This window comes from Mesorhizobium sp. B2-3-7 (assembly GCF_006442695.1).
Lineage (GTDB): Bacteria > Pseudomonadota > Alphaproteobacteria > Rhizobiales > Rhizobiaceae > Mesorhizobium.
Map to the genome: position 1 here is coordinate 481,836 of NZ_VFVV01000001.1, position 14,015 is coordinate 495,850.

The window sequence follows — 14,015 nt, forward strand, 5'->3', positions numbered from 1 at the left end:
AATGGCTTGAAAATCAAGCAAGATCAATCGCGATTGGCTTGTATATCATGTTGGTAGAATTTATGTGTCATGGATGCTTGAGCGCGGCGGGAGGCACGCCAGGCGTTTCGCAAAGGATGGCCTCGAGCCATCGCATGACAGAGAAACGTTCGGATCATGCTCACCAAGAAAGGCAAGTACGGCCTCAAGGCGCTCGTCCATCTGGCACGGATGCCGGCCGGGCAGCTTGCCTTCGTCAACGACATCGCGACCGGCAACAGCATCCCGAAGAAGTTTCTCGACGCCATCCTGGGCGAATTGCGCAATGCCGGTTTCGTGCAGAGCCGCAAAGGCAAGGATGGCGGCTATCGCCTGGCGCGGCCACCGGAGGAAATCAGGGTCGGCCATGTCGTGCGTGTGCTCGACGGCCCGCTGGCGCCGATCCCTTGCGCCAGCCGTACCCAATACCAGCGCTGTGAAGACTGTAACGAGGCGACATGCCAGGTTCGACATCTGATGCTGGAAGTCCGGCAAGCGATCGCCGAGGTGCTCGACCAGCGCAGCCTCGCCGAGATGCGCGACATCGGCCTCGACGACCTTGGGGTCGCAAGGGGCCTCGACGACCTCTCGGTTGCGGTGAAGGCCTGACGCCGGCGCGTCGCACGGGGCTGGCATGAGCGGCCGCGGCAACTCGATCATCATCGTCGGCGGCGGCGCCAGCGGGGTCGTGCTCGCCGCGCATCTGCTGAGACAGCCCAATCCCGACCTTCGCGTCACGCTGGTCGAGAAGCGCCCGCATTTCGGCCAGGGCATCGCCTATTCCACATTGCTCTCCGCGCATGTGCTGAACGTCAGCGCCGCCGGTATGAGCGCCTATGCCGACGATCCCGGCAATTTCTGGCGCTGGCTGGTGGAACGCGGCCTGGCAACGCCCGAGCAGGCGCCGGTCTACGCGCCGCGCAGCATCTATGCCCGCTATCTCGGCGAATTGCTGGACGATCTCGAGGCGCGCGAGAGGGAGACCGGACGGCTTCGGCTGATCCATGAGGAGAGCCTGTCGATCTCGCCCACGGCCTCGGGGGTCGAAGTGGCGCTCGCCAACGGCACCAGCGTCGTCGCCCATCTGGCGGTGCTCGCCACCGGCCATGACGAGGTGCCGGCCATGGGGCAAGGCCATGCGGTTCGGATGGGATCGGAGGCCGACACCGCGCTCGATCCCGACCGGAGCGTCATGGTGCTGGGAACGGGCCTCAGCATGGTCGACGCATTCCTGGCGCTCGAACAGCGCGGCCACCGCGCGGAGATCGTCGCGGTGTCGCGGCGCGGCCTGCTGCCCTCGCCGCACCGCAAGGGCAATCCGATCAAGCTCGACGTCGCCGATATCCCGCTCGGCACCCAGCTTTCCTATTTCGTCGGCTGGTTCCGCGACCTGATCCGGGAAAACCAGAAGGCCGGCATCGACTGGCGCGACGTCGTCGACGGCCTGCGTCCGTTCAACCAGAAGATCTGGCAGAACTGGCCGGCCTCCGCCAAGCGCCGTTTCGTCGAGCACACCAAGGCGTGGTGGGACATCCACCGCCACCGCATGGCGCCCGAGGTCCATGCCCGCGTCACGCAAGCGGTGCAGTCCGGCCGCATCCGCCTCGTCGCCGGCCGTGTCGTCGACATCGCGGCGGGCGACGAGTTCACGGTCCAGGTCCAGTCGCGCCACACCAAGCGGCTGGAGAGATTCGAGGTCGCCCGCATCTATGATTGCTCCGGCATCGTCAGGGACATCTCGGGCTCGTCGAACAGCGTGGTGCGCTCGCTGGTCGACCGCGGGCTGGCGCGGCCGGATCCGCTGCGCATCGGCCTCGACGTTACGGCCAATTGCGAGATCATCGCCGGCGACGGCACGGTGTCCAGGAAAATCCTCGCCGTCGGCCCGCTGACCAGAGGCACCTTCTTCGAGATCGACGCCATCCCGGATATTCGCGTCCAGTGTGCGAGGCTGAGCAAGCAGCTGCTGGGGTAGGGCGTCGGCGTTCTACGCCGCCCCACAAGCCTGCGGGCGATTTGCACGACGGAGCCCGCCCCGGAATTTCATTCTCCATCTAGCCGGTCGATTGGCACGATCTATCTTCTTTCCCACTGCAAAGGGCTGGAAAAGAGGATACGCTGCCGCCCTGCACGAGGCGGCCGCTTGATCATGGAGCATCGATATGAGCAGGCACAAGATCGCGCCCTCGGATAGCGCCCCTTTGGAAAACGCCGCTTCGGAAAACGCAATGTCGCGCCTGCGGCCGCCTTACGGATCGGTGCTCGACCTGATCGGCCAGACCCCCGTGGTCGAACTGACCCAATTCGACACCGGCAAGTGCCGGCTGTTCATCAAGCTCGAAAGCCAGAATCCTGGCGGCTCGATCAAGGACCGTATCGCACTGTCGATGATCGCGGCGGCCGAGAAGGAGGGCAGGCTGAAGCAAGGCGGCACGATCGTCGAGGCGACGGCCGGCAATACGGGGCTGGGCCTGGCCCAGGTCGGCATCCCCAAGGGCTACCGTATCATCCTGGTCGTGCCCGACAAGATGTCGCGCGAGAAGATCCAGCACCTGCGCGCACTGGGCGCGGAAGTGCGCATGACGCGCTCCGATGTCGGCAAGGGCCACCCCGAATATTACCAGGATATGGCCGAAAAGATCGCGGCCGAGCTGCCCGGCGCCTTCTACGCCAACCAGTTCGCCAATCCGGCCAACCCTGAGGCGCACGAAACCACCACCGGTCCGGAAATCTTTTCGCAGCTCGACGGCGATGTCGACGCGGTGGTGGTCGGCGTCGGCTCAGGCGGCACGCTGACCGGCCTTGGCCGGTTCTTCGCCAAGGCATCGCCGAAGACGGAAATGGTGCTGGCCGATCCGGTCGGCTCGGTGCTGGCGCCGCTGATCAAGACCGGCAAGATGGTGGAGGCCGGCAGCTGGACTGTGGAAGGCATCGGCGAGGACTTCGTGCCGCCCAATGCCGAGCTGTCGCTGGTCAAGAAAGCCTATTCCATATCGGACAAGCAGAGCATGCTGGCGGTGCGCGATCTCCTGTCCCGGGAAGGCATCCTGGCCGGCTCATCTTCGGGCACGCTGCTGTCGGCCGCCTTGCGCTATTGCCGCGAGCAGACGTCGCCCAAGCGCGTTGTCACCTTCGTCTGCGACAGCGGCAACAAATATCTGTCGAAAGTCTTCGACGATTTCTGGCTGGCCGAGCAGGGGCTGGCCGAGCACGAGCAGCATGGTGACCTGCGCGACCTGGTGATGCGCACGCACCGCACCGGCGACACCGTCTATGTCGGTCCGGACGAAAGCCTGCTCAACGCCTATGGCCGCATGCGCCGCTCCGATGTCTCGCAGCTGCCGGTGCTCGACGACGGCAAGCTGGTCGGCATCGTCGACGAAAGCGACATTCTGGCCAAGGTCGACGGCCCCTATGAGGGCCGCTGGGAGCGCTTCAACGCGCCGGTACGCACGGCGATGACCTCCAATCTGCATACTTTGCAGGCCAGCCAGACGCTGGACGCGCTGCTGCCGGTATTCGACCGCAACGAGGTCGCCATCATCTTCGACGGCGACGAGTTCGTCGGCCTGATAACCCGCATCGACCTGATCAACCATTTGAGGCGCCGTGCACGATGACCGCATCCGGAAAGAACCGCCTGGCCTTCTCCACCCGCACCATCCATGGCGGCCAGAGCCACGATCCCCTGACCGGAGCGGTGATGGTGCCGATTTACGCCACCTCGACCTATGGCCAGCAGTCGCCCGGCGTGCACAAGGGCTTTGAATATGCCCGGAGCCAGAATCCGACGCGCTTTGCCTTCGAGCGCGCGGTGGCCGATCTCGAAAGCGGCTCGGCTGCCTTCGCCTTCGCCTCCGGGCTGGCGGCGATCGCCACCGTGCTGGAACTGCTCGATTCCGGCGCCCACATCGTCGCCACCGACGACATCTATGGCGGCTCCTTCCGCCTGATGGAGCGTGTGCGCAAGCGCTCCGCCGATCTCAAGGTGAGCTTCGTCGACTGCACCGACCTTGCGGTTATAGAGGCGGCAATCCGCCCGGAGACGAAAATGCTCTGGGTCGAGACGCCGACCAACCCGCTGCTGCGCATCGTCGATCTCGAAGGCGTCGCAGCCCTTGCAAGGCGCAAGGGCATCCTCTCGGTCGCCGACAACACATTCTGCAGCCCCTATTTGCAGCGGCCGCTGGAGCTCGGCATCGACGTCGTGGTGCATTCGACGACGAAGTACCTCAACGGCCATTCCGACATGGTCGGCGGCGTGGCTGTTGTCGGCGACAACAAGGATCTGGCCGATCGCCTGAAATTCCTGCAGAACGCCATCGGCGCCATTTCGGGCCCGTTCGACAGTTTTCTCGCCCTGCGCGGCCTCAAGACATTGGCGCTGAGGATGGAGCGGCACTCGTCGAACGGCCTCAAGATCGCGCAGTGGCTGGAAGCCCGCAAGGATGTGCGCCGGGTCATCTATCCCGGCCTCGCCAGCCATCCGCAGCATGCCGTTGCCGTCCAGCAGATGCATGCGTTCGGCGGCATGATATCAGCCGTGCTCGACCGCGACCTCGCCGGCACGAAACGCTTCCTCGAACGCACGCAATTGTTCACGCTGGCCGAAAGCCTCGGTGGCGTGGAGAGCCTGATCGAGCATCCGGCGCTGATGACGCATGGATCGATCCCGGCGGAGAAGCGCGAAGAGATCGGCATATCGGATTCGCTGGTGCGGCTGTCGGCGGGCATCGAGGATGGCGACGATCTGATCGCGGACCTGGAGCAGGCGCTGGGGGGCTGAGCGGCGGCGCTCCCGCTGAGACGAGCCAGTCTCCAAGCCAGCGCTGCCCCTTACCTGCCTGCCGGCATCCTCCCGTATAGTGACGGGGAGAGGGGCGCTGTGTCTCGATTTGCGCCAATTATCAACGGCGGCAAGAGGGAGCCGGGGTTGCGGTATCTCCCTTCTCCCCGTCACTATACGGAGAGAAGGTGCCGGCAGGCGGATGAGGGGCAGCGCCAACTTCGCAGAAAGCCAGCCACAACCCCGTTGACCCCAAATCCCATCTGCCCGAGATGTAGAGCCTATGGCCACGCGCGACACATCTCCAGACGCTCCCCTCACTTTCGCGGTGCTGGTCTTCCCCGGCTTTCCGATGATGGCGTTCAGCTCGGTCATCGAGCCGCTGCGCGCGACCAATGTGCTGGCGAAGCGGGAATGCTATCGCTGGATCATCGTCGGCGCTACCCAAGGCGCGGTCGAGGCCTCGAACGGCGTCGTCATCCAGCCGCGCTTCTATGCCGGGGATGCGCCGAAGGTCGACCGCATCGTCGTCTGCTCAGGCGGCGATGCCGATCATCTCGTCGCCGAGGATGCGGCAAGCTGGATCCGCCGCAGCTTGCGCAGTGGCGCCCATATCGGCGCGGTGGCGGACGCCGCCTTCTTCCTCGCCCGCGCCGGCCTGCTCGACGGCCATGCCTGCACCTTGCACTGGACCAGCCAGGCGGCCTTCACCGAGGCCTTTCCCAATGTCGAGCTGAGGCGCGACCTCTATGTCATCGACCGCAAGCGTTTCACCTCGGCCGGCGGCGTCGGCAGCCTCGACATGATGCTGGAGATCATTACCCGCGACTACGGCGCCGAGCTTGCGGCCGGCGTCGCCGAATGGTTCGTGCACAGCCAGCTGCGCTCCAGCGTCGACCGCAAGCTGATGCCGCTGCGCCTGCGTACCGGCGTCCGGAACGAGCTGGTGCTGTCGGCCATCGCCATCATGGAGGACGCGGTCGAGGAGCGGCTCGGCATGGCGGAGCTCACTGCGCGGCTCGGCGTGTCGTCCGACAAGCTCGAACGCTCCTTCCGCTCCGAACTCGCCATCTCGCCCAATGGCTACTATCGGCGGCTCAGGCTGAAACGCGCCGCCGATCTCCTGGCGCACTCGACGCTCGCCGTGCGCGACGTGGCGCTCGCCTGCGGCTTTGCCTCGATGTCTAGCTTCGCGCGTGCCTTTCGCGAGGAGCACGGCCATCCGCCGAAGCTGGCGCGACGGCATTAGAGGTCCTGCTGGCACTGAGAGACGTTGGCGGGACAGCGGGGGGCGACTGGCACCTGCATCTCTCATTACCCCAGCGGCATCCCGCACAACCCACGCGGTTTTCCGCACAATTCCCCTGCCCCTCCTGCGCCATGGTCTGATCTTGCAAACCACCCAAGGTCAGCCCCCATGAGCATCGTCGTATTCGACCCCGACAGCACTGAAGACGTCGACTTCAAGGACCGCATGCGCCACCCCGCGGCGGCCGATTCGGCGGGCGGCATGTGGCTGTCCGACACCGAGCCGTCCTTCATCGATGCCGACGCCCTTCGAAAAGGCCGGCTGGCCAAGCTGCGCGGCTGGATGCGCGAGGCCGGCTATGGCGGCGTGGTGCTGTTCGACCCGTACAACCAGCGCTACGCCACCGGCTCGCGCAACATGTTCGGCTATTTTCTGCGCAACTCGACCCGTTATTTCTTCATTCCGACCGAAGGGCCGATCGTGCTGTTCGAATATCCGCAGAGCTACCATGTCTCGATGGTGCTCGACACGATCGACGAGGCGCGTCCTTCCAAGCTCGTCTGGTCGTCGGTATCGGGCCGCGACGACGAGACCGCCGGTCCCTTCGCCGACGAGATCGCCGAACTCCTGAAGCAGCATGGCGGCGGCTCGATGAAACTCGGGCTCGACCGTTGCAGCCATCTGCAGGCGCTGGCGCTGGAAAAGCGCGGTTGCGAGGTCCGGGATTGCCAGGGCGAGATCCTGGCGGTGCGCGCGGTCAAGACGCCGGAGGAAGTGAAATGCCTGCAGGTGTCGATGGCCGGCGCGGAAGCCGCCGTCTATGCCGTGCGCGAGGCGATCAAGCCCGGCGTTTCCGAGAACGAGCTGTTCGCCATCATGTATGGCGAGGTCATCCGCCAGGGCGGCGAGTTCATCGAGACGCGGCTCTTGACGTCGGGCCAGCGCACCAATCCCTGGTTCAACGAGGCCAGCGGGCGAAAAATCCGGCCGGGCGAGTTGCTGGCGCTCGATACCGACACGATCGGCTGCTATGGCTATTATTCGGATTTCTCGCGCACCTTCCGCTGCGGGCCCGGCAAGCCGACCCCCTATCAGAAATCGCTCTACCGCATGGCGCACGACCAGGTTCAGCACAATATCTCGATCGTGAAGCCCGGCATGGCTTTCCGCGAGATCGCCGAAAAGGCTTGGAAGATCCCCGACCGCTTCGTCGACCAGCGCTACACCTCGGTCATGCACGGCGTCGGCATGCATGGCGAGACGCCCTTCATCGCGCACGCCATGGACTACGAAACCTATGGTCGCGACGGCCATATCGTGCCAGGCATGGTGGTGAGCGTGGAAAGCTATATTGGCGAGAAGGGCGGCCGCGAGGGCGTCAAGCTGGAGGACGAAATCCTGATCACCGAGACCGGCACCGAGCTCCTGTCGCGCTTTCCCTATGAGGATGAGTTTCTGGAGAAGCAGGTTTGATGCCAGCGGCCGGTTTAGTTGACGTACCGCAGCTGAAGAACGAGCGCCTCATTCCTTGGCGCCCCCCTCTGTCCCTCCAGCGTTTGGAAGTATCTTGGGGGCCAGGCGCATCCGCATGAAAAGCCCTATCTCCGTCAAGCGCGGCACCGTGGCCGCTGTCTTCATCGACCTGCAGGAAGAGCACCGGCAGGACCCGCGCTACCTGGTCGAGGGTTTTGACAAGATTCTCGCCAACGTCCAGCGGCTGCAGGCGGCGGCGCGGCAGAACAATGTGCCGCTCTATCACTGGGCCTACATTGTCGATCTCGACAAGCAGGAGCGGCCCTTTCACCCTGTTGGAACCGACGGCAAGTCGGCCTTCTCCGACAAGAGCGATCCGCTGACCGAGATCTGCCGTGAGGTGGCGCCTGCTGATGGCGAGGCGCTGCTGATCAAGGCCGAGGCCAGCGCCTTCCGCGCGGGACCGGCCGCCGATCGGCTCAAGGCTTCCGGCGTCGAATGGCTGGTCATATCTGGCGTGTGGACCGAGGCCTGCATCGATGCCACCGTGAAGGACGCCGTGGCGCGCGGCTTTCGCGTGCTGCTGGTCAAGGACGCCTGCGGCAGCGGCAGTGCCGCCATGCACCAGACCGCAATCCTAAACCTCGCCAACCGGCTCTATGGCGGCGCCGTCACCGACACCGACGGCGCCTGCCTGCTGCTGGCTGGCGAGAGCGTCGCCGTCTGGCAGGTCGAGGGCTCGGTGCCGCTGCGCTTCAGCTTTGAAAACGCGGCCAGGCTTTACAGCGAGCTTTGAGGCAATGCCTTCCGAAACCGTGGGCAGCACTGAAATGACCGGTCGCAGCAAATACGCGACGCGGCTCGACCCTGCGCTGTGGGCCTATATAGACGGCATCAACGCCTGGTATCCGCCCGAGACGATCGACCTGCCGATCGCCAAGCAGCGTGCGATCTATGACAGGATGTGCCGGGCGCTTCGCCAGCCCTATCCGCCGGGGGTGACGGCGAGCGACGACCTCATCGCCGCCCCCGGCCGGAACATCGCGGTGCGGCACTACGGGATGGCAGGCACGGCCGCGCGGGCCACGGTGCTTTATTACCATGGCGGCGGCTTCATCCTGGGCGGGCTCGACAGCCATGACGACATCTGCGCCGAGATCTGCGCCGGCACCGGCTTTGCCGTGCTCTCGGTCGACTATCGGCTGGCGCCCGAACATCTCCACCCCGCCGCCTTCGACGACGCTCTGGCCGCCTTCGAATGGGCGGCGGCTAGAGCGAACGGGCCACTGCTGCTGTCCGGCGAGAGCGCCGGCGGCAATCTGGCGGCGGCGGTCAGTCACGCGACGCGCGCTCGCGCGAAGAGGCCGACCGGCCAGGTGCTGATCTATCCCGGCCTCGGCGGCGACGAGACTGCCCGCTCCTACATCGAGCATGCCGAGGCGCCGCTTCTGTCGACCGGCGACGTCGCTTTCTACCGCCACGTCCGCTCGGCCAAGAGACAGGCGCCGGACGATCCGACCTTCTCGCCGCTGCGCGCCGCCGACTTCTCCGGCCTGCCGCCCACCATTGTCGTTACCGCCGAATGCGACCCGCTGTCGTCGGACGGCGAGGCCTATCGCGACCGCATCCTGGCCGCCGGCGGCAAAGCGAGCTGGCACGAGGAGAAGCGCCTCGTGCACAGTTTCCTGCGCGCCCGCACCACCGTGCCGGCTGCCGCCGAGGCGTTCCGGCGCATAATCGCGGCGATCGCGGCGATCGCGGCACTTGGCGCGGGCGAATGGCCCGTCGAACACTGAACCCGAGCGACGCAGCCCTCAATTGCGCCCGTAAAACGCGTTCGGGACATGCACCGGCCAGCGCCATGGCAGCACGGCGATCATGTCGAACCGTATCGACAGCCTGCCGTAATCCGGCTGGCGCGACAGCCAGATGTCGGCGGCGCCTTCGATGCGGCGCTCCGATTCATGGGCGATCGCCTCCATTGCCTCCATCAGCGTGCGGCGGGCCTTGACCTCGACGAACAGCACCAGGTCGCCGCGCCTTGCGATCAGGTCGATCTCGCCGAAACGGGTGCGATGGCGGCGCGCCAGGATCCGGTAGCCCTTCAGCACCAGCGCCGCCGCTGCCAGCCATTCGCCGCGATGGCCGCGCCGGTAGGCCTTTTGACGGCTGGCGCTCGGGAGCCTAGCCACGGTCCTCTCCAGAGGCATCCCTGAGTTCCAGCAGCCGTCGGTAAAGCGCCTGCTTCTGGCCCCCGGTCATCTTCGCCGCTTCCGCCGCCGCCTTCGAAGCCGGCATTTCGGCGGCGAGCGACAACAGCATCCGGTCGATATCGGCCGGCTCGTCCGCTCTGGTTTCGGCCGGGCCGACGCACACCACGATCTCGCCCTTCGGCGTGTCGGCCGCCGCATAGTGGTCGGCCAGCGCTCGCAGCGTGCCGGTGCGCATCTCCTCGAAGGTCTTGGTCAATTCCCTGCCGATCGCTGCCTTGCGCTCGCCGCCAAGCGCTTCGGCCATCGCGCCGAGAGACTCGGCCAGCCGGCGCGGCGATTCGAAGAAGATCAGCGTCGCCGGCACCGCTTTAAGCGCGTCCAGCCGCGCCAGCCGCTGCCCCGCCTTGACCGGCAGGAAGCCGGAGAACAGGAAGGCATCCGAAGGCAAGCCGGATGCGGTGAGCGCGGCAAGCGGCGCGGACGGACCGGGGATGGGCACGACGCGAATGCCCTGGTCGAGCGCCTCGCCGACCAGCCGGTAGCCGGGATCGGAAACCAGCGGCGTGCCGGCATCCGAGATCAGCGCCACGCTCTGCCCCGACTGGAGCGCCGCTATCAATTTTGGCCCGGCCTCGCCGGCATTGTGCTCGTGATAGGCCGTGGTGCGGCGGCGGATGCCGTAGCGGTCGAGCAGCACGCGCGACACGCGCGTGTCCTCGCAGGCGACCATGTCGGCGGCGGCCAGCGTCTCAAGCGCGCGCAACGTGATGTCGGCGAGATTGCCGATCGGCGTCGCCACGAGATAGAGCGCCGGTTCGAGCGGCCGGGCCGCGATCTCGGTCTGCCCGATCACATAGCTGCGCTTTCCCGTCTCGCCAGTCACCGGTGCCTTCTCCGTCAGCGGCGCGCCCGCGTCCAGATGGAGCCGCGAAGGACGTTCCGAAATTATCCGCCCTGTTTGGCACGGCCCGCGCCGGGTTGCAAAAGCCGCTGTAATGCAAGGCGAGCGCCATTCCTTCGCCACAGTAGGGAACGAAACCGTCTTTCGCAGATTTAGCCCCTGATTCCCCCGGGAGGACAGGATGGACAGACTGACCATACAGGACGCTTTCGAGCCTTACTATGCAGGCCGCAAGCGCTTTGCCGCGCAAGGAGACGGGAAGCCGCCCGCCACCACGGACGGCAAGCAGGGGCCCGCGCGCCGCCCGCCACCAGAGATCAAGCTACCCGATAACGAACCCGACAGCACGACGGAGCACTGACCGGACGATGCCCAATCGCTTCGATATTTTCATCACCCGTCTCGAAACCAAGAACGCCCGCCACGGCGCAGCACTACCCTCGATAAGCGACCAGCACCGCGCCCGCCGCGATAAGGGCGACGCCAAGCCAGTTCGCACCGGTGAGCCGCTCGCCGAGAAAGACCGCGCCAAACACCGCCACAAGCACGACGCTTAGCTTGTCGATGGGCGCCACCTGCGCCGCATTGCCGATTTTCAGCGCGCGGAAATAGCAGAGCCACGAGGCTCCGGTCGCCAGTCCCGACAGGCTAAGGAAAAGCCAGGTCTTCCCGGAGATCGAGGCCCACGATTGGAATTGGCCGCTGGCGGCGAGGATCGCCGCAAGCACGACCAGGATGATGGCTGTCCGGATGAGGGTGGCGAAATCGGAATTGATGGTCTCGATGCCGACCTTGGCGAAGATCGCCGTCAGCGCCGCGAAAGTCGCCGACAACAGCGCCCAGAATTGCCAGGAGAGCGGCAGGTTCATTCGGATAGCCTCACCGGTCGGGTCTCAACTCAGATACCGCGAAACAGCCGCCTCCAGAAGCGTAATCTTGGCTTCGAGATTGGGAGCAGCATCCCAGCCTACCGTGCCAGATCGGCCACCACGGCGTCGAGCACGATCATGCCGGCGGGCGTGGCGCGCAGGCGGGCGTTGCCGATCGGCGCCACCAGCCCTTCGCCTTGCAGCACCGACAGCCGCGCGCTCGACAGGCCGCGCCCGGAAAACGCTTCGTAACGCGACAGGTCGATGCCTTCCGCCAGCCTCAGTCCCATCAGCAGGAACTCGTCAGCCTCTTCGGAGCGCGTCAGGGTCTCGCCGCCGGTGACGCCATGGCCCTTGGCCTCGACCAGATTGGCCCAGGTTTCCGGCATCCTCTCCGCGATGGTCACGACGCGGTGGCCGTTCTCGACGAAGCGGCCATGCGCGCCAGGGCCGACGCCGACATATTCGCCATAGCGCCAGTAGGTCAGATTGTGCCGGCTTTCGGCACCCGGCCGGGCGTGGTTTGAGATCTCATATGCCGGCAAACCATGGGCTGATGTCACCTCTTGCGTCAGCGCATAAAGGTCGGCGGCGTGGTCGTTGTCGGGGATGATGAATTTCTTCGCCGCGTGCAGCGCGTGGAACGGCGTGCCTTCCTCGATGGTCAGCTGATAGAGCGACAGATGGTCGGCGGCGTGGCCGATCGCCTGTTCGAGCTCCGATGCCCAGGCCTCCGGCGTCTGGCTTGGCCGTGCGTAGATCAGGTCGAAGGAGAGCCTTGGGAATATCTCCCGCGCGAGCCCGATCGCGTGCAGCGCCTCGTCCACATTGTGCAGCCGGCCAAGGAAGCGCAAATCCTTGTCGTTCAGCGCCTGCACGCCGAGCGAGACCCGGTTGACGCCCGCAGCGCGATAGCCGCGAAAGCGTTCGGCTTCGACCGAGGAGGGATTGGCCTCCAGCGTCACCTCGATGCCGTCGGGCACCGTCCAGTTCTTCGCCACGGCGTCCAGGACCCTGGCCACCGTTTCCGGCTTCATCAACGACGGCGTGCCGCCGCCGAGAAAGATGCTGGTCACCTCGCGTGGGCCGGTGCGCTGGCGCATCGTCGCCAGTTCCGCCTCGAAGGCGGCGGCAAAGCGCTCCTGGTCGACCGGCTGGTGGCGGACATGGCTGTTGAAGTCGCAATAGGGGCATTTGGCCGCGCAGAACGGCCAATGCACATAGACGCCGAAACCGGGGCTGCGGTCGAGCGGCATGGTGGCGCCGGGCCTGATCATGCCGAGCCTAACCGGGCCAGACCCAATCGGGCTTGGGCGAATTTCTGGAAGGCGCGGGCGCGGTGCGACAGCGCCGTAGCCTGGCCGGGTTTCCAGCCGTGTTTTTCCTCGGCACTCATCTCGCCGAAGGTCTTTTCGAAGCCGTCGGGCAGGAACACCGGGTCGTAGCCGAATCCGAGCTCGCCGCGCGGCGGCCAGACCAGCGTGCCTTCGGCCTCGCCGCGGTAATATTCGGCCTCGCCATCGGGAAAGGCGAGGCAGATGACGGCGACGAAGCGTCCCGTGCGCTGCGCGGGCGTGGCGGCGCCGACTTCCTGCAGCGCCACTTCGGTGCGCTGCATGGCGATGCCGAAATCCCTGCTGCCATCAGGCGTTTCGGCCCAGTTGGCGGTGTAGACGCCGGGCGCGCCGTCGAGCGCGTCAACGCACAGGCCCGAATCGTCCGACAGCGCCGGCAGGCCCGTCGCCTTGGCCGCGGCGAAGGCCTTGATATAGGCGTTCTCCTCGAAGGTTGTGCCGGTCTCCTCGGGTTCGGGCAAGCCATAGTCCTTCGCCGATTTCGCCTCGAATCCGAATGGCGCCATCAGATCGGCGAATTCGCGCAGCTTGCCTTCATTGTGGCTGGCGACGACGATCTTTTTTCCGTCGAGAGAATGCATCAAAGTCCCCAGATTCTCGGCTCGGCGAATTCGATCGAATTGCCGGAGGGATCGCGGATATAAAGCGAGCGGCCGCCTTGCGGCCATTCGAATTCGCTTTCGACAGCGATGTTCTTCGCCTTCAGATGGGATTTCCAGCGGCTGATTTCATCGGCGGTCGCCGCAAAGCAGAGATGGCCTTCGCCCGATGTGCCGTGTGGCGGCACTTTCAGCCTCGCGTCGGGCGCGGGCGGGACCTTGGTCGCCTCCGCGTTGAAGATCAGCAGCACGCCGGCTCCGCAACGGAAGAAGAGATGGCGGCCCTCGACCTTGCCGAGAGGAGTGAGGCCGAGGTGTCGGTGTAGAAGGCTTCGGCAGCGGCGAGGTCGGTGACGTAAAGAGCGGATTCAAGAATGGCAGAGGGGATCACGAGGCACCCCCCTCTGGCCTGCCGGCCATCTCCCCCGCAAGGGGGGAGATTGGCAGCGTGAGCGCCGGCTCATGGTATTCTATTCTGATTATTGGCGAAGCTCTAGACAACAGCCGATCTCCCCCCTTGCGGGGGAGATGCCCGGCAGGGCAGAGGGGGGT

General features: G+C 65.6%; 14 protein-coding genes and 1 pseudogene. 9 read left to right on the forward strand and 6 right to left on the reverse strand.

Features of this window, described 5'->3' with window-relative positions:
• The first annotated feature begins 156 nt into the window (after positions 1-156).
• The 8 genes from FJ940_RS02470 to FJ940_RS02505 all read left to right on the forward strand — a co-directional run bounded on the left by FJ940_RS02470 (position 157) and on the right by FJ940_RS02505 (position 9,322).
• A complete protein-coding gene (locus tag FJ940_RS02470) occupies positions 157-627 on the forward strand; it encodes an Rrf2 family transcriptional regulator (protein WP_140649490.1) in 471 nt (156 codons plus the stop codon).
• 25 nt (positions 628-652) lie between these two features.
• Positions 653-1,993 (forward strand): FAD/NAD(P)-binding protein, encoded by a 1,341-nt coding sequence (locus tag FJ940_RS02475; protein WP_140628372.1) that lies wholly within the window; start codon positions 653-655, stop codon positions 1,991-1,993.
• 187 nt (positions 1,994-2,180) lie between these two features.
• On the forward strand, positions 2,181-3,638 hold the full coding sequence (locus FJ940_RS02480; protein ID WP_140649492.1) for a pyridoxal-phosphate dependent enzyme: 1,458 nt from the start codon (positions 2,181-2,183) through the stop codon (positions 3,636-3,638).
• Positions 3,635-4,804, forward strand: coding sequence for a PLP-dependent aspartate aminotransferase family protein (locus tag FJ940_RS02485; protein WP_140554727.1), 1,170 nt, complete (start codon positions 3,635-3,637; stop codon positions 4,802-4,804). The genes FJ940_RS02480 and FJ940_RS02485 overlap by 4 nt, the downstream gene beginning before the upstream one ends.
• 283 nt (positions 4,805-5,087) lie before the next feature.
• Complete coding sequence (locus tag FJ940_RS02490; protein ID WP_140524457.1) at positions 5,088-6,053, forward strand: GlxA family transcriptional regulator; 966 nt, start codon at positions 5,088-5,090, stop codon at positions 6,051-6,053.
• Positions 6,054-6,221: 168 nt separating this feature from the next.
• Entirely contained in the window at positions 6,222-7,526 is a 1,305-nt protein-coding gene (locus tag FJ940_RS02495; RefSeq protein WP_140649495.1) for a Xaa-Pro peptidase family protein, read from the forward strand.
• Positions 7,527-7,641: 115 nt separating this feature from the next.
• Entirely contained in the window at positions 7,642-8,322 is a 681-nt protein-coding gene (locus FJ940_RS02500; protein ID WP_140491835.1) for an isochorismatase family protein, read from the forward strand.
• Between the two features lie 34 nt (positions 8,323-8,356).
• Entirely contained in the window at positions 8,357-9,322 is a 966-nt protein-coding gene (locus tag FJ940_RS02505) for an alpha/beta hydrolase (protein WP_140655110.1), read from the forward strand.
• An 18-nt stretch (positions 9,323-9,340) separates the two neighbouring features.
• On the opposite strand, the gene FJ940_RS02510 is transcribed toward FJ940_RS02505, so the two are convergent.
• Positions 9,341-9,718: a YraN family protein gene (locus FJ940_RS02510; protein ID WP_181171733.1), complete on the reverse strand. Its 378-nt coding sequence runs from the start codon at positions 9,716-9,718 to the stop codon at positions 9,341-9,343.
• On the reverse strand, positions 9,711-10,622 hold the full coding sequence (rsmI, locus tag FJ940_RS02515) for a 16S rRNA (cytidine(1402)-2'-O)-methyltransferase (protein ID WP_181169557.1): 912 nt from the start codon (positions 10,620-10,622) through the stop codon (positions 9,711-9,713). The genes FJ940_RS02510 and rsmI overlap by 8 nt, the downstream gene beginning before the upstream one ends.
• Positions 10,623-10,821: 199 nt before the next feature.
• Here rsmI and FJ940_RS02520 point away from each other — a divergent pair, with 199 nt between their 5' ends.
• Positions 10,822-11,001 carry a hypothetical protein gene (locus tag FJ940_RS02520; RefSeq protein ID WP_140491829.1) on the forward strand — a complete coding sequence of 60 codons (180 nt, stop codon included), beginning with the start codon at positions 10,822-10,824 and terminating at the stop codon, positions 10,999-11,001.
• Positions 11,002-11,074: 73 nt separating this feature from the next.
• On the opposite strand, the gene FJ940_RS02525 is transcribed toward FJ940_RS02520, so the two are convergent.
• The 4 genes and pseudogenes from FJ940_RS02525 to FJ940_RS02540 form a co-directional block, all read right to left on the reverse strand.
• A complete protein-coding gene (locus FJ940_RS02525) occupies positions 11,075-11,509 on the reverse strand; it encodes an EamA family transporter (RefSeq protein WP_140491827.1) in 435 nt (144 codons plus the stop codon).
• 98 nt (positions 11,510-11,607) lie between these two features.
• On the reverse strand, positions 11,608-12,786 hold the full coding sequence (gene hemW / locus FJ940_RS02530; RefSeq protein WP_140655116.1) for a radical SAM family heme chaperone HemW: 1,179 nt from the start codon (positions 12,784-12,786) through the stop codon (positions 11,608-11,610).
• Complete coding sequence (gene rdgB / locus FJ940_RS02535; protein ID WP_140491821.1) at positions 12,783-13,445, reverse strand: RdgB/HAM1 family non-canonical purine NTP pyrophosphatase; 663 nt, start codon at positions 13,443-13,445, stop codon at positions 12,783-12,785. The genes hemW and rdgB overlap by 4 nt, the downstream gene beginning before the upstream one ends.
• Positions 13,445-13,854, reverse strand: a pseudogene (locus tag FJ940_RS02540) (VOC family protein). Before FJ940_RS02540 ends, rdgB begins: the two are co-directional and overlap by 1 nt.
• Between the last annotated feature and the right edge of the window lie 161 nt (positions 13,855-14,015).